This is a genomic window from Streptomyces tauricus (assembly GCF_014650955.1).
Taxonomy (GTDB): domain Bacteria; phylum Actinomycetota; class Actinomycetes; order Streptomycetales; family Streptomycetaceae; genus Streptomyces; species Streptomyces tauricus.
This window is the reverse complement of the sequence record NZ_BMVY01000001.1, coordinates 1-16,544: the sequence shown is the minus strand read 5'-3', so window position 1 is coordinate 16,544 and position 16,544 is coordinate 1. Positions and strand designations below refer to the sequence as shown.

Sequence of the window (16,544 nt, the reverse complement as noted above, 5' to 3'; positions counted from 1 at the left end):
GTCGCCGCGCACGAGCACACACGAGCGCACGCACGTTCACCCGCACGATCAACGGAGCACGTATGACGACGGACAGGGGTACGCGGATCGAGGTCAGGCCTGCCGCGGGCCACATCGGCGCCGAGATCACGGGCATCGATCTCGCCGAGGACATGGACGAGGCGGTGGTCGCGGAGATCCGGGCGGCGGTGCTGCGCTGGAAGGTGGTGTTCTTCCGGGGGCAGCGCCTGGACCACGCCTCGCACGTCGCGTTCGCCCGCCGGTTCGGCGAACCGGTCCGCCTGCGCAAGCGCGGCAGCGCGTCACCCGCGGACGTGCCGGAGATCGAGACGACGGCCGACCGGCTGGAGCTCGGCGGCCGGTACGGCATGGAGCACGACGAGTGGCTGCGCAGGCGCCGCCACTCGCTGCTGCGCGGCTGGCACTGCGACCACGGGGCCCGCGTCGATCCGCCGGCGGCGACGATCCTGCGCGCCGAGACCGTGCCCCCGTACGGCGGTGACACCACCTGGTCGAACCTGGCGGCGGCCTACGCGGGACTGTCGGCCCCGCTGCGGGACTTCGTCGACGGGCTGCGCGCCGAGCACCGCCTCGGGGTCGGCTACCAGAGCCGGCCCGGCGAGGACGCGTACGCGCGCCATCTGCTGGAGCGGCAGATCGCCACCGAGCATCCGCTGGTGCGGGTGCATCCCGCGACGGGCGAGCGCGTGCTGTTCGTCAACGGCTACTACGTCGAGCAGATCCTGGGGCTCTCCCGGACGGAGAGCGCGCCGCTGCTGGAGATGCTGCTGGGGCAGGCGACGCGGCCCGAGTACACCGTGCGGTTCCGCTGGGAGCCGGGGAGCGTGGCCTTCTGGGACAACCGGGCCACCATCCACCTCGCTCCGAGCGACACCACGCAGGTCGACCATCCGCGGGTCATGCACCGGGTGATGCTCGCGGGGGACGTCCCGGTGGGCGTGGACGGCAGGCCCTCGGCCGCGGTCGTCGGGAGTGAACCAGGCCTCTGGTGAGGGGCCTTCGGGACGGTCGCCCGGATGTCGTGGTTGCGACATGTCCCACCTGTGCCACCGGAATCGAGTGACATGACATTCCGTGCCACCGGATTCTGTCCAGCGCATGAACTTCTCTGTGCGTACGACGGAAGGCACGGCACTGATGAGACGGATTCGCCTGGTGGCGGCGATATCGACAGGACTCGCCCTGGCTGCCGGCGCGGTGGCGCCGGTGGCCGCTCGCACCGGTACGGGGCCCACGGCGACGGCGGCGGCCGACGTTGCCGCGCCGAAGAGCCTCGGCACCGTGCGCCTGATCACCGGTGACCGGGTGACCGTGGGCGCGGACTCCGAGGGGCGCCGGACCGCCTCGGTGACGCCGGGGCCCGGGCGGCGGCAGATCCTCTTCAGGACCTACGAGCAGGACGGGCGGCTGACGGTCCTGCCGTCCGACGCCGGGGAGCTGGTCTCGGCGGGGCGCCTGGACCGCGGGCTGTTCGACGTGGGCGCGTTGCTCGCCCAGCGGTACGACGAGGCGCACAGCGACGCGCTTCCGCTGATCGTGGGGGGCGCCGACGGCGCGGCGAGGTCCGCCGTACAGCGGCTGACCGCGCTCGCCGAGGACGGGTCGCCGGTGCGTCGGCTCGACAGCATCGGGGCGCGGTCGGTGCGGGTCGCCGACGACGACCTCGGCCGGTTCTGGAAGGAACTGGCCCCGGACGGCGATCAGGTGAGCGCCGCACGTGCGGCCGGCACCCCGCGCGTGTGGCTCGACGGGCGGGTGAACGCCTCGCTGGACCGCAGTGTCCCGCAGATCGGCGCGCCCGCCGTGTGGCAGGCCGGGCAGCGGGGCGAGTCCGTGAAGGTCGCCGTCCTGGACACCGGCGCCGACCAGTCCCACCCGGACCTGGCCGGACGGATCTCCGAGGCCAAGGACTTCTCCGGCAGTTCGGGGACCGGGGACGCCTTCGGACACGGTACGCATGTCGCGTCCATCGTCGGCGGCAGCGGAGCCGCGTCCGGCGGCGGGGGCAAGGGCGGCAAGGGAGTGGCGCCCGCCGCCGACCTGCTGGTCGGCAAGGTGCTCGGGGACGACGGCTACGGCAGCGAGTCCCAGGTCATCGCCGGTATGGAGTGGGCGGCGGCTTCGGGGGCCGAGGTCGTCAACATGAGCCTCGGCTCGGACGCCCCGAGCGACGGCACGGACCCGATGAGCCTCGCGCTGAACGAACTCACCGAGCGCACGGGCACGTTGTTCGTCGTCGCGGCGGGCAACAGCGGCGAGCAGGGCACGGGCACCATCGGCTCGCCCGGCGCCGCGGACGCCGCGCTCACCGTCGGCGCGGTCGACCGGGACGGTTCCCTCGCCCCGTTCTCCAGCCGCGGCCCGCGCACCGGTGACGACGCGGTCAAGCCCGACGTGACGGCGCCGGGCGTCGGCATCGTGGCGGCCCGCGCGGCCGGGACCACCATGGGCGACCCGGTCGACGCACAGCACGTGGCGGCCTCCGGTACGTCGATGGCGGCCCCGCACGTGGCGGGCGCCGCCGCGCTGCTCGCCCAGCGGCATCCCGGCTGGAGCGCACAGCAACTGAAGGACGCGCTCGTCAGCACCGCCCGTACGGCCGCCGGTCAGGAGGTCACCGAGCAGGGAAGCGGTCTCATCGACGTGGCCGCGGCGGCGCTCGGTCCTGTCACCGCCACGGGCACCGTCGCCCTGGGTCCGTTGCAGACCGGTGACGGCGAGACCCGTACGACGCCGCTGGCGTACACGAACACCTCCGGCGCCGATGTCACGCTGGCGCTCTCCGCGCGGCTGGCCACGACGGGCGGCCGGACACCGGCCGAGGGGGCGGTACGGCTCGGTTCCGGTTCGGTGCGGGTGCCCGCGGGTGCCACCGCCGAGGTTCCGCTGACGGTCGACCCGGCCCGGGTCGAGCGGGGCGACTACTACGGGTACGTGACCGCGGCCTCCGCCGACGGGAAGGTCACCGTGCACACCACGGTCAGCCTGGCCGTGCAGGGGCCGACCCACCGGCTCACCGTCAGGACCATCGACCTCACAGGCAAGCAGATCGAGGCACTGCCGACGATCTGGGGCGCCGACGGCTTCGTGGGCTACACCGACCCGGGCAGCGCCACCGAGCCGGCCGTCGCCGAAGTCGAGGAGGGCACCTACCAGCTGGATTACTCGTCCCTGGACACGGTCGCCGACGGACAGGAACTGCGGCACGTGGTCCTGCCCGAGGTGAAGGTCACCAAGGACATGGCCGTCACGCTGGACGCGCGCAGGACGACCCTGGTCGACATCCGGACGCCCGAGCCTGCCGAGCAGCGGGGCATCCTCAGCTACCAGACGTACCGGAAGATCGACGGACACAGCCTGATCCAGGGGACGATGTACTTCGACCTGGGCAAGCGGCTGTATGTGAGTCCGACCTCCGCCGTCACCGACGGCACCTTCGAGTTCGCCTCGCGCTGGCAGTTCGTCGCGCCGCTCCTCGACATGAAGGTGCCGGGCAGCAAGGAGGCGTTCGATCCCTACTACATGCCGTCCTCACCAACGAACAGAACGTCGACGAACGGGAGTTGGCGGAGCAGGCGGCGGCCGCCGGGGTACGCGGCATCGTGCTGGTCCACTTCAGCGACATCGCCTGGACCCGCTGGCATCCGCAGGGCGACCGCTGGGGCGTGCCGACGGTCCGGATCGGCGCGAGCGCGGGAGCCGCTCTCCTGAAGCGGATCGGCAAGGGGCGCACCACGGTGGACTTCACCGGCACGGCCCGCAGCCCGTACCTGTACGACGTCATGCAGGTGTCGTCGCAGCGCGTCCCCGACAAGGTGGTGCACACCGTGTCCGAGCGCAACAGCGCGGTGGTGAAGGCCAGGTACGCCGACAACGGCGGCGCCCCGTGGGCGAGCGAGCAGCGCTTCGCCCGGCGGCCGTACCAGGACACGGCCTGGCTGCAGTACACGCGCTATGTGCCGACCGGCTTCGAGCGGACCGAGTACGTGAGTTCCGGGGACACCGCCTGGCAGCATTTCGTGCACCACGAGACGACGTTCGACGTGGACAAGCCGCTGCTCGTGGGCATGTCGGACGCGTCGCGCACCTACCGGGCGGGCGAGCGGGCGAGCGACACCTGGCAGGGGGCCGTCGTCCGGCCGTCGATCCCTCGGGGCACCACGACTCCGTCCGTGCGCTCGGGTGACGTACTGAGCCTGCGGATCCCGGAGTTCACCGACTCGCAGGCGGGTCACCGCTCGCGGCTGCTCGAAGGCGGCGGCGGTATCGGCACCTCGGGCGGGGCGAAGGCGGCGCAGGGCGACTCGGCCGCCGCCGTGCTGTACCGCAACGGGCAGAAGGCGGCGGAGGCCGACGGCGGGTACGCGGACTTCGAGGTCCCGGCCGGCGCCGCCGACTACCGACTGGACCTGACGACCTCGCGGGTGTCGCCGGAGTGGGCGTACGGGACGGGCACCGAGACGTCCTGGTCGTTCCGCTCGGGCAGCACGAGCGGGGCTGCGGCCCTCCCGCTGCTCCAGGTCGACTACGACGTGCCGGTCGACGCGCACAACGCCGTCCGCGCCAGCCGCACGCACTCGGTCGGACTGTCGGTGCGCGCCCAGGACGGGCTCGCCGTGCCGCGCGGGGTGAGCGTCCAGGTCGAGACGTCGTACGACGACGGCCGGAACTGGAGCCGGGCCGAGGTGAAGGGCCGCGGGCACAACGTGTTCGAGGCCGCCGTCAAGAAGCCCTCGCGGGTACGCGGTGACGCGTACGTGACACTGAGAGTGACGGCGCGCGACACGGCGGGCAACTCGGTGCGGCAGACCGTGCAACGGGCCTACCTGCACCGCGGATAGGCGCTCGGGCCCCCAGCGGGGGTGGGCGGGGCGCCAGCCGACCCGCTCACCCTCACCGCCTGTAACACCCGTGGAGTACGGTGTCCGATCAGTGAAACCGGTCGGTCTCGGGGAGGGCGCCATGACGCTGGAGGCTGCAGGGGTGTCGGACGCCGAGGAGTCCGTCTACCGGCATCTGGTGACGGCGGGCCAGGCGTCGGCGGGTGATGTCGCCGCGCGCACCGGGCTGAGCCCGGCGGAGGCCGAGGCGGTGCTCGACGCGCTGGCCGTCAAGGGCATGGCGAGCCACACCGACGTGCTGCCCCGGCACTTCCGGGCCACTCCCCCGGACGTGGCGCTGATACCCCGGCTGAAGCGGAACGCCGACGCGCTCGACCTGGCCCGCGCCGAGGCGACGAACCTGCTGCAGGTGTACCGCGACACGATGCGCCGGCGGGACGCGGGCGAGCTGATCGAGGTCATCACGGGCGCCGAGGCGCTGCGCCAGCATCTGCGGCAGATCCAGGCGAGCGCCCAGGACGAGATGCTGTGGTTCTGCAAGGCCCAGTACGTGGCGATGCCGTCGGGCAGCAACAGTTCGGAGTTCGAGGCGCTGGCACGCGGTGTGCGCTACCGGGTGCTGTACGAGAAGGACTTCTTCGACGACGAGGGAGCCGTTGACAACGTTGTTGCGGGAGTGCGCGCCGGGGAGACCGCCCGTGCCGTGCCGCATCTGCCGCTGCGGCTCGCGGTGGCGGACCGGGCCATCGCGGTCTGCCCGCTCGTGCCCGGCGGCCCTCAGGGCAACCCGGACGAGCCCACCGCCGCACTCGTACGGGACAGCAATCTGCTCGCCGCTCTCGTCGCCCTGTTCGAGCGCTACTGGGAGGACGCCGTCCCGCTGGACGTCGACGACTCGGGCGCGGTCGCGGGGACGGACGGGGTCGGCGGCCCCGATCCGCTGTCCGCGGTCGACCGGCGGCTGCTCGCCCTGCTGGTGGCGGGCGTCAACGACAAGGCGGTGGCCACGCAACTGGGCCTGAGCCGCCGCACGGTGCAGCGTCACATCCAGCGCATGATGGAGCTGGCCGGCGCGGCGACCCGGATGCAACTTGCCTGGCAGGCGGCACGCCGGGGCTGGCTGTGACGGACGTCAGGCCGTGACCCGTCGGCCGTAGCCCGTAGCCCGCGGTCCGCGGTCCGCAGGGCGAGAAGTGGCCAAAGTGGCCGATGAAGGCCGTGTTGCCACCGCGTAAAGGCCCATGTGATCCCCTGCGCGCGGCGACGCCCGCGGCGGATCGCCGCTGACCGTATTCCGGACAATGATCTCCGCAGTGGTGACACTCACCCTTCCCGCTGAAACGATCCAGGGACCGCGCGGTCGCCTCTCACCCCTCTCCCGCCGGGGAGCCCTGCCTCGCCCGGCGCCACATCTGACGTGCCGTCACCAGACGGCCGGACCACAGGAGTCACAGCAGTGACGGACATCCCCCGCCCTCCTACTCCCCCTGCGTCCCGCCGACGCGCCCCGGTGCGGTCGCGCACGACGGCGGTCGCGGTCACCACGCTGGTCGCGCTGCTCGGTTCGGCGCTTCCCGCGTGGAGCGCGGCCCCGCAGACGGCCCGCACGGAACGAGCGCCCCGGCAGATCGAGGCGGAGCCCAGACCCGGCGCCAGAACGCTCGAACTCTCCCCCGCGCAGCGCAGGAAACTGCTCGCGTCGGCGGCCGACTCCCGTACGGCCACGGCCCGTTCGCTGAAGCTGGGCGAGCGGGAGAAGCTGATACCCAAGGACGTCATCAAGGACGCCGACGGGACCGTGCACACCCGCTACGAGCGTACGTTCGCCGGGCTGCCCGTCCTCGGGGGTGACCTGGTGGTCCACGAGCGCGGCAAGGCCCGCAGCGTCTCCAGGTCGTCGCCGGCCACGATCTCGGTCCCGACGACCAAGGCCTCCGTACCGGCCGCGAAGGCGGCGAAGTCGGCTCTGGAGGCGGCCGAGTCGCAGAAGACGGACGAGGCGACGCCGGAGGGTGCGCCGCGGCTCGTCGTCTGGGCGGGCGACGGCGCCGCCGAACCCGTACTGGCCTGGGAGAGCGTCGTCGACGGCGTTCAGGAGGACGGGACGCCGAGCAGTCTGCGGGTGGTGACCGACGCCGGCAGCGGTGCGCGACTGGGGAGCTTCGAGCAGGTCCACTCCGGTGAGGGGGTGAGCCAGTACAGCGGCACCGTGCAGGTCGGCTCCGTGCGCGACGGCGATCTCTACCGGCTGACCGATCCGCAGCGCGGCGGCCACACGACCTACGACATCAGCGCGGGCGGCAACGGCGTCCCCCTCACGGATGACAACGATGTCTGGGGCGACGGGACGCCCGCCGACCGGCAGACGGCCGCCGTGGACGCGGCCTACGGGGCGCAGAAGACCTGGGACTTCTACCACGACCGGTTCGGCCGCAACGGCATCGCCGACGACGGCGTGGGCGCCCGCTCCCGGGTGCACTACGGCAAGGGGTACGCCAACGCCTTCTGGGACGACCTCTGCTTCTGCATGACGTACGGGGACGGCCTGGACGACGCCCGGCCGCTGACCGAACTCGACATCGCCGCCCACGAGATGACCCACGGCGTCGCCTCCGCGACCGCGGACCTGACGTACTCCGGTGAATCGGGCGGCCTGAACGAGGCCACCAGCGACATCATGGGCACCGCCGTGGAGTTCTTCGCCGACAGCGCCGAGGACGTGCCGGACTACCGGATCGGCGAACTGGCCGACGTGCGCGGCACCGGAAAGCCCTTGCGGTACATGGACCAGCCCTCGAAGGACGCCTCGGCGAAGGGCACTTCGCAGGATCACTGGACCGAGGAGACCCGCAAGCTCGATCCGCACTTCAGCTCCGGTGTGGGCAACCACTTCTTCTATCTGCTCGCCGAGGGCAGCGGTGAGAGGACCGTCGAGGGCGTCGCCTACGACAGCCCCACCTACGACGGTCTGCCGGTCGCGGGCCTGGGCCTGCACAACGCCACCAACGTCTGGTACCGGGCCCTGACCCGCTACATGACCAGCAACACCGACTACGCGGGAGCCCGCACCGCCACGCTCCAGGCGGCGGCCGACCTGTTCGGCACGTCGAGCGACGCGTACGAGGCGGTCGGCAACGCCTGGGCGGCCGTCAACGTCGGCCCCCGGTACGTCAACCACATCGCCGCGGCGGCGCCCTCCACCCGCGACTCCGCGGTGGGCCAGCCGACCAGCCGGGCGTTCGAGGCGACGAGCACCCGGCCCGGCGCGCTGGCCTACTCCGCCACCGGCCTGCCGGACGGCCTGTCCATCGACCCCGCCACCGGGCTCGTCTCCGGCACCCCGACCGCGGCCGGCGCCTTCCCGGCCGCCGTCACCATCAGGAACTCGGCCGCGGAGACCCGCACCCTGTCCTTCACCTGGCGGGTCCTGGCCTCCGGAGGCGACCACTTCGTCAACCCCGCCCGCTTCGACATCCCCAACTGGCGCACCATCGAGTCGCCGATCGTCGTCACCGGCCGTGAGGGCAACGCGTCCAGCGACCTCGAGGTCACCGTCGACCTGGTGCACGACTTCATCGGCGGCCAGGTCATCCACCTGGTCGGCGAGGACGGCACGGCGCTGCTCGTGAAGGACTTCGTCTGGGACACCGGGTCCGAACTGCACGCGACCTTCACGGTCGACGCGTCGGCGCTCCCGGCCAACGGCACATGGAAGCTGCGCGTCACGGACAACACGCCCGGCATCTTCACGGTCGACCCGGGCTACCTCGACAGCTGGAGCCTCACCTTCTGAGCCACCGCGCCCCGGGCAGCCGCCCGGACACGGACGCCGCCGCGCCCGGAGACCTACCGGGCGCGGCGGCGTACGTCTTGGTCGGTGCGCGGGGACGCCGGTCTCCGACCCGCCGTCGGGTCGCGGCCCCGGATCGCCGTCACCCCGCGACGGACACCCGGGACACGTCCGGTGATCCGGACCGCCCGCGCACCCAGCGGTACATCACCAGCGAGCACACCGCCGCGAACGCGCACCACGTCGAGACGAACTCCGCCTCCCACAGCGCCCAGCAGGTCGCCGCGCCCACGGTCACCAGCGTGCCCAGGAGGCACAGGATCCGGTCGCCGGACAGCAGCAGCGCACCGATCGTGGCCAGCAGATAGCCCGCCACGAGTACCTCCGAGGCGGGCAGGGACACGGCGTAGCCGACGGTGTGGCCGCGGATCTCGGCGGTCACCCCGTGCGTGGCGAGGCGGTACGAGAGGACCGCCGCGGTCAGCACCCCGAGGACGAGTGGGACGATCAGCCGTCGCACGGCACTCGGCGGCGCCACGCACAGCACACCCGCCGGCACCCACACCGCGAGCAGCGGCAGGGCGATCGCCGCCCAGGCGACGGTGGCGGGGCCCGAACCGCCGCCGGAGCGCCAGACCAGGGACTCGACGATCTGATGGCCGCCCAGGATCAGGGGCAGCGCGGCCATCGGCAGGTCGGCCACCCTGCGGGTCCGCGCCACACAAGCCACCCCGACGGCGGCGATGCCGCATCCCGCCACGAGATCGGCCGTCGCACTGAAGCACATCGCGCCACCAGGGGTTCGTGTCATGGGATCCGGGCCTGCCGGGCCTCACGCTACGGCCCGCCCCCCGGTACCGCGCCCTGTACGGCCGTTCGGACTCCCGCTCGGCATCCGGTGACGTTGTCGGCGGAGTAAGCGCTCTCTATACTTACGTGTGATGGATTCGGAAAGCGCCCTGGACGATTCCTACTTCGACCACTGCCCCTGGGACTTCGACGGCCGAGCCTCCGCCGCGCAGCGGGACGCCCAGGCCGCTCACCAGAAACTGCTGACGGACGGTGGGGCGAGCATCGGCCCGCGCTGTTTCGTCTCGCCCGCCGCAGGCGTCTTCACCGACACGCTGCGGCTCGGCGAGAACTCGTACGTCGCCGGGCACGCCTACGTCACCGGCCGGGTCACCACCGGCTCCGACTGCACCGTCAATCCGTACGCCACCGTGCGGGGCCGGATCGTACTGGGGGACGGGGTGCGGATCGGTGCCCACAGTTCACTGCTCGGTTTCAACCACGGGTTCGCGCCCGGCCGGCCCGTGCACCGGCAGCCCCTCACCAGCAGGGGCATCACCGTCGGCGACGACGTGTGGATCGGGTCGAACGTCGTCGTCCTGGACGGGGTGACCATCGGCGACCACTGCGTGGTGGGCGCGGGAGCGGTGGTGACCAAGGATCTGCCGCCCTGGTCCGTCGCCGCGGGCAACCCGGCCCGTCGGCTGCGCGACCGGCGCGAGTCCGGTCCCGCCCGGCGTGATTCCGGTCCCCTGCGGGGGACGGCGGAGGCCGGCGGCTCGCTCGGGGACGCGGTCGCCCGGTTCGCCGACCTGGCGCGGGCGCAGGCAGGTGACCTCCTCGCGCGCGCCTGGGACGCCGGCGCGGGCCGGTACCGCGACCGGCCCGGCGCGCCGCCGACCGTACGCGCCCACTGCGACGCCGTGGAGATCGCCGATCTGCTCCTCGGCACACCTCCGCCGCAGTTGTCCGCCGCCGAGCACGTCGAGCGACTGCGCGCGCTGCAGGACCCGGCCGAGGGAATGGTGCCCGAGCTCGCCGAAGACGGCGGCCCCGGCGTGCTGCCCGCCCGCGCGGCGGACGGCTGGATCGACGACGGCGCCGCCGAGTACCACGTGCTGTCCGTGGGCTACGCGCTGAATCTGCTGGGCTCCCGTTTCGCCCACCCGGTCCGCACGGTCGAGCGCATGACGGCGGGCCAACTGGTCGCACGTCTGGACGCGCTGCCGTGGCGGACCCGGGCCTGGTCGGCCGGCGCCTGGGTGGACTGCTGGGCGACCGGCGCGCACCACAACCTCGGACTCGGCGCCGGAGCGGGCGAACCGGGCACCCTGGAGGCGCTGTTCGGCTGGCTGGGCACCCGGGTGGATCCATGGACGGGGATGTGGGGCCGGGCCGCTTCGCCCGCCGAGGGCCGGTTGCAGCTCGTCAACGGCTACTACCGGCTCACGCGCGGCTCGTTCGCCCAGTTCGGGCTCCCCCTGCCGTACGCGGAGCGGGTGGTGGACACCGTGCTCGGCCACGGCGGGGATCCGCGCTGGTTCGCCGCGGGCCGCCAGAACGCGTGCAACGTACTGGACGTGGCCCATCCGCTGTGGCTCGTCGGCCGGCAGAGCGGCCACCGCGCCGCCGAGGCACGGGCCTGGGCCGGGGAACAGCTGGCGTACGCGCTGGGAGAGTGGCGGGACGGATCCGGTTTCGGCTTCGGGCCGCCGGGCGAGGACGGTACGGGGCCCGGCCGGGAGCCCGGCCTCCAGGGCACCGAGATGTGGCTGGCCATCGTCTGGCTGCTGGCCGATCTGGTGGGAGTGGCGGACCGGCTGGGGTACCGGCCGCGCGGCGTCCACCGCCCCGAGGCCGCCCGCTCACCCGTGCCGGGGCCGACCGCCCGTCCGGCGTCCGCTCTTCAGGCCCCGGTCGACAACACGCTGTAGTAGAAGCTGTGGTCCGAGTTGACCGTGCGGCGCGCTCCGGTGCAGTGCCAGCGCCCTGATGCGCCCTCGCCCCAGGAGAACAAGTAGTCGATCTTGCGGCCGTCGTCGTAGGTCGGCCGGACGTAGGACGGTCCGCTCTCCCGGAGGCCGCTCGCCTCGCTGCCGTTGCCGCTGTACAGGACGTCGAGTTCCGGTGCGTCGGGCGGTGCGTTCAGGTCACCCGCCAGGACGACCGGGCCCGTGGCACCGAGCCGGTGGATGCCGTCCGGCTTCCAGTCGTCGTGGATGAACCCGGTCTGCGCCCGCCGTTCCGCGTCCTTCGCAGCGCCGACGGTCAGGTGCGTGCTGCACGCGGTGACCGGTGGCCCGGCCAGGTCCGGCCGACCGGCGACACGGACGACGGCACAGATGATGCCCCGTTCGCCTCCCCTGCCGTCCGGGTTGGGCAGCAGTGCCGGTGGCAGGATCCGGACGGCCGAGTGGAACAGCAGGGTGTTCCCGTAGGCCTGGCCGTCGGCACACTTCGTACCGGTGTCGACGAAGGCGCTGCGCAGCCCCAACTCCCTTGCGAAACGCTCCCCTTGAGCCTTGCAGACTTCCTGGAGGCCGATGAACAACCACCGGTCCATGTCGCCGAGGGTGAGGTCCCGGACGGCGTCGGCCTCTTCCCCGATCCAGTCGCCCGCGTCGCCCCGGTGGCCGATGTTCCCGTAGATGTTGAACGTGCCGACGTAGTGGTCCCGGCCGGTGCTCGGTGCGGAGGCCGCCGCCTCCGGCGCGGCGCCGCTTCTCGCGGGGAGCGCCACCAGTACGCACAGGAGGGCCGTCACGATCGCCCTGGCCGCGCCGCGTCCGCGTCCGCGTCTGTTCACAGGACTCGTACGACGCGTCGTCATGACGGGACGGTACCCTCGCCGCGGCCCAACCAGTCGGGCACGAGCGGCAGTTGTGACTGAACAGACCTCCCGTGGCGCTCCGCCGCGTGACGGTGCGTGGCCGTCGGTGTCAGCGGCGGCGGAACACCGTGATCGAGTGGCCGACGTCGTCGATCGGCGTGCTGGTGTCGAGCAGTGCGGCCAGCCGCCCGTCCGCCTTCGCCACCGCGGAGTCGGACACCACCAGCAGTCCGTGCACCTCGCCGAGGGGAGCCCTGAGCGGGTCGGACGCGTCGATGCCGTAGTACGAGGGCACGCCCGCGCCCTTGTAGACCAGCCAGACCGGCTCCCCGAAGTGGCGCCGGTCGAGGTGGTCCGCGAGACGGCCCAGATCCTGGCCCCAGTCGACGTTCGAGTCGTGCAGCCGCAGATGGGTCTTCGCCGGTCCGCCGAACGCCTCGTTGGAGTACGGCAGGTAGTACGGGTAGGTGCGCAGCGAGCTGACCGCCACGAAGCAGACCAGCGCCGCCGTCGCCCAGTGGGCCGGCCGCCGCCGCGCGAGCGTCACTCCGGCGGCGGCGACCGCCAGGAGCATCGGCATGAACACCGCGTAGCGCACCCCGAGATCCCGGGCGCCGTGCACGGCGATGGCGAGGAGTACGGCGGCGGGGACGAGCACGTACGGGGCGGCCGGGCGCAGTGCGCGTACGGCGAGGATCGCGGCGGAGCCCGCGGTCCACAGTGCGAGCATGCCGAGCGGGGTCTTCACCAGGAGCGCGGCCGGCAGGTAGTACCAGAGGGAGCCCTCGTAGAGCCGCCCGAACAGGAAGCCCTGCCAGATGTCGTACTCGAAGCCGAACTGGATGCGCATGCCGTCGCGGTAGGCCTCGGGGAACGGCAGCCAGGCCGCGACCCTGCCTCGCGTCCCGGGGATGTCCGGCACGTTCTCGGGGGCCGCCCAGCGCATCCGCGGGTCGACGACGAGATAGGTGGCCCACACGACGGCGACCGCGACCAGTGCCATCCCCACGGCCGCCGCCGCCCCGTACGCGAGGAGCCTGATGCGGGCGCGGGCGTCGAGGTGCGGGGGCTGGGGCCGGGCATCGGGTTCCGGGGGCCGAACGTCGGGTCCCGGCGTCCGGCGGGCGTGCCAGAACGACAGGACGCCCAGGAGCATCAGCACCGGGATCACCGGCAGCACGCTCATCTTGGTGGCCGCCGCCGCGCCCAGGGCCACCCCGGCGAGCGGGAGGCAGAGGTGCGGTCGCCGTCGGGCCCGCCACAGCAGCCACAGGGCCGCGAGCAGGAACCCGGTCGCGGGCACGTCGAGCGTGGCCAGCGAGCCGTTGGCGATGACGTCCGGCGAGAACGCGTACAGGGCCAGCGCCACCAGGCCGCCGGGCGGGCCGGTGAGGTCGCGGGCGAAGGCGAGGACGACCAGCCCGAACAGCAGCGTCAGGGCGATCACCGGCAGGCGTGCGTACAGCATCAGGCGGCCGGGGTCGTTGCCCGACTCGTACAGCACGTGCCGTCCGAGTGCCGTCTGGCTTCCGACGAAGTCCGGGTCGAGGTGCGCGTCGGTGAGCACCAGGCCGGACGCGATGATCAGCTTGCCCAGCGGCGGGTGTTCGGGGTTGTAACGGAAGCTGCGTTCCTTCAGGTACACCTCGGCCGAGGCCACGTACACGGGTTCGTCGATGGTGGGGGTCTGCTCCACGGCGGCGGTGACCATCGCGACGGCCATCTGGGCGAGGAGCGCGGCGACGGCCAGCGCGTACGGCCAGCGCCGGTGCCGCGCCGAGCGGACATACCGCGGCAATCCGCCGAAGCGGCCGGGGCGTTCACCCTCGGTCGCGGGGTCGGGCGGACGGGGGCCGGTGTGCCCGTCATCCGTCGGCCGGGTGACCTGCGGCGCGCTCATGCGGCACAGCTTTCCACCAACCCTCCTCGTGTGTGACGTTCTTGGGCCGGTTGAGCGACAAGTGTTGGGCGCTCCGTAACCGTTGTGACCACTGGGACCTCTTGGCACGCGAGTGAAAATCCGCGACTCTGAACTGCACATGTCACAAAGTCACATGCCACAAAGGGCGTTGGCCTGCACGGGGCCGATGAGGAGGACACCTGTGAACGGCAGACCGGCATCGAAGTCCCACGGATCCCGGCGTCTGGGCCGGAAGTCGCTCGGCGTACTGGCGGGCGCCGCGGCTCTGGTCCTCGTATTCCCGGCCACCGCCCTGGCGGCGCCGCCCCCCGCTCTGCCCGCGAACGCGGAGGCGCTGGACTCGACGTTCCAGCCCACCTACGACTACGACACGGACGGCTGCTACGCCACGGCTGCCATCGGCCCCGACGGAACGGTCAACGGCGGGCTCAACCCGAGCGGCGCCCTCAACGGCCAGTGCCGTGACGCGTCCGACCTGGACAGCGTCAACACCTACTCGCGCTCCAAGTGCAACAACGGCTGGTGCGCGATCGTCTACGGCTCCTACTTCGAGAAGGACCAGGCGCTGGCCGGCAGCGGGCTCGGCGGCCACCGGCACGACTGGGAGCACGTCGTGGTCTGGGTGCAGAACAACGAGGCCCAGTACGTCTCGACGTCCAACCACGGCTCGTTCACGGTCCACAACCGGTCGGCGATCCGCTGGGACGGCACTCACGCCAAGGTCGTCTACCACAAGGACGGGATCAGCACGCACTGCTTCCGCGCCGCGACCGCGGGCGACGAGCCGCCGGAGAACCACAAGGGGACCTGGCAGCGCCCGCCGCTGGTCGGCTGGAACGGCTACCCGGGCAACCTGCGTACCACGTTGACCTCCTACAACTTCGGGAGTGCGACGCTCGGCATCAAGGACAGCACGTTCAACTCGCATCTCGCGTCGGCGAAGCCGTCGGGGATCGCGTTCGACCCCAACGCCTGATCAAGCCCTGATCGATAACTCATCAGAGGCTGACCCAGGTCCGATCCAGGTCTGTGATACGGGTCCGATCCGGGTCTGATGGCGCGTCACATCCGGGGTGCTGCCCGGCCGTTCGGACGGTCGGGCAGGACCCCGGTGGCGAAGGCCGCGACGTCCTGGACGAGCCGTTCGGGCTCCTCCCAGTACAGGGCGTGCCCGGCCCCCTCGTACACGACGAGTCGCGCGTCGAAGAGCGTGTCCACGATCCGCTGCTGGTCGGAGCGCGGCAGGATGCCGTCGGCGTCGCCCCAGAGCACGAGCGTGGGGACGAGGATCCCTCTCAGCGTGGCGTCGAGATCCGTCTCCAGCAGTCCGCGCAGGGTCTCCTGCCACACCCGCGCGGGCACCTTCAGGTTCTCCTCGGCGATCGTCGCGAGGAGTCCGCGCCCCGGCGGACGGGCCGTGAGGCCGGCGAGCAGTTCCTCGACGAAGGCACGCGGCACGGGGTCGACGAGGTCCTTGACCTTCTCCGCCAGGGCCGTCGCGCCCGGCTTGTCGGCGAGAGTGGCCGGGACGCCCGCCAGGACCAGACCCGCCACCCGGTCGGGATGACTGCCCGCGACGAGCCGCGCGGCCACCCCGCCGCTCGACGCGCCGACCAGGACGGCCCGGTGAATACCCACGGCGTCGAGGAATTCCACCAGGTCGGCGGCGAAGTCCTGCGGGGCGTAACCGTCGGGGGGCCGTTCGGCGTCGCCGTGGCCGCGCTGGGTGGGGGCGTACCCGTGCACCGCGGCGGGGAGTTGCCTGAGCAGCGGCTCGAACGCCCACCAGGAGTCCGCGAGGCCGTGCACGAAGACGACGGGGGCACCCTCCGGATATCCCGCCTCCGCGTAAGGGAGGACGAGCCCGCTCCTCAGCTGGGCGGCCTTCACCGCGATCGTGCTCACGGCGGCCCTCCTGACGTCGGTCGGCCCCCTCGCACACCGGCCTTCGGGCGGCGCGACGATCTCCTTCATCGTAATGACGGGTTCCGCGGACCGCCCCTCCAGAGACCGTGCCGCCTTCAACTCCTTGCGCTCCCCCGGTGAATGTCGGCCGTCTTTGCTTCACATCTTGACGCGCTTGGTTCAGACCTTTAGGTTCACCGATCGCCGAGATTCCACGAATGCGCTTGTTGTTCACATCCATGAACAACGTCTTCTCACCCCCCACCCCCCCCACGCACAGGAGAATCCGTGTTCAGATCGACCGGATCCACCAGCTCGTCGAGATCCCCGGGCCGCCGGATACCCACCCTGCTCTGCGCCCTCGCCCTGGTGGCGTCGGCGGGGAGCGCCGTGGCGGCGGCCCGGCCCGCGCCGCGCGCCGGGCAGGCCGCCGCCGCCCTCCCCACC

At 72.4% G+C, this 16,544-nt stretch carries 10 protein-coding genes; 6 read left to right on the top strand and 4 right to left on the bottom strand.

Features of this window, described 5'->3' with window-relative positions; genetic code table 11:
* Positions 1–62: 62 nt before the first annotated feature.
* The 4 genes from IE278_RS00055 to IE278_RS00040 all read left to right on the top strand — a co-directional run bounded on the left by IE278_RS00055 (position 63) and on the right by IE278_RS00040 (position 8,655).
* Positions 63–1,013: a TauD/TfdA dioxygenase family protein gene (locus tag IE278_RS00055; RefSeq protein ID WP_189767426.1), complete on the top strand. Its 951-nt coding sequence runs from the start codon at positions 63–65 to the stop codon at positions 1,011–1,013.
* Between the two features lie 106 nt (positions 1,014–1,119).
* The gene (locus IE278_RS00050; RefSeq protein ID WP_246569618.1) at positions 1,120–3,732 is read left to right on the top strand and encodes a S8 family serine peptidase; all 2,613 of its coding nucleotides are present in this window, start codon (positions 1,120–1,122) and stop codon (positions 3,730–3,732) included.
* Between the two features lie 1,251 nt (positions 3,733–4,983).
* Positions 4,984–5,988 carry a helix-turn-helix transcriptional regulator gene (locus IE278_RS00045; protein ID WP_189767418.1) on the top strand — a complete coding sequence of 335 codons (1,005 nt, stop codon included), beginning with the start codon at positions 4,984–4,986 and terminating at the stop codon, positions 5,986–5,988.
* Between the two features lie 330 nt (positions 5,989–6,318).
* Positions 6,319–8,655, top strand: a complete 2,337-nt coding sequence (locus tag IE278_RS00040) for a M4 family metallopeptidase (protein ID WP_246569615.1) — start codon at positions 6,319–6,321, stop codon at positions 8,653–8,655.
* Between the two features lie 139 nt (positions 8,656–8,794).
* Here the strand turns inward: IE278_RS00040 and IE278_RS00035 are convergent, their stop codons facing one another.
* A complete protein-coding gene (locus tag IE278_RS00035; protein ID WP_189768926.1) occupies positions 8,795–9,439 on the bottom strand; it encodes a DUF6629 family protein in 645 nt (214 codons plus the stop codon).
* A gap of 154 nt (positions 9,440–9,593) precedes the next feature.
* Here IE278_RS00035 and IE278_RS00030 point away from each other — a divergent pair, with 154 nt between their 5' ends.
* Positions 9,594–11,375 (top strand): acyltransferase, encoded by a 1,782-nt coding sequence (locus tag IE278_RS00030; protein WP_189767416.1) that lies wholly within the window; start codon positions 9,594–9,596, stop codon positions 11,373–11,375.
* Here IE278_RS00030 and IE278_RS00025 read toward each other — a convergent pair.
* Together IE278_RS00025 and IE278_RS00020 are read right to left on the bottom strand one after the other, a co-directional pair.
* A complete protein-coding gene (locus IE278_RS00025) occupies positions 11,348–12,271 on the bottom strand; it encodes an endonuclease/exonuclease/phosphatase family protein (RefSeq protein ID WP_189767414.1) in 924 nt (307 codons plus the stop codon). The genes IE278_RS00030 and IE278_RS00025 overlap by 28 nt on opposite strands.
* 109 nt (positions 12,272–12,380) lie before the next feature.
* Positions 12,381–14,171, bottom strand: coding sequence for a phospholipid carrier-dependent glycosyltransferase (locus IE278_RS00020; RefSeq protein ID WP_189767411.1), 1,791 nt, complete (start codon positions 14,169–14,171; stop codon positions 12,381–12,383).
* Between the two features lie 187 nt (positions 14,172–14,358).
* On the opposite strand from IE278_RS00020, the gene IE278_RS00015 reads away from it, so the two are divergent.
* Entirely contained in the window at positions 14,359–15,168 is an 810-nt protein-coding gene (locus IE278_RS00015) for an NPP1 family protein (protein WP_189767410.1), read from the top strand.
* Positions 15,169–15,254: 86 nt separating this feature from the next.
* On the opposite strand, the gene IE278_RS00010 is transcribed toward IE278_RS00015, so the two are convergent.
* Positions 15,255–16,097: an alpha/beta fold hydrolase gene (locus IE278_RS00010; protein WP_189767409.1), complete on the bottom strand. Its 843-nt coding sequence runs from the start codon at positions 16,095–16,097 to the stop codon at positions 15,255–15,257.
* Positions 16,098–16,544: the final 447 nt, after the last annotated feature.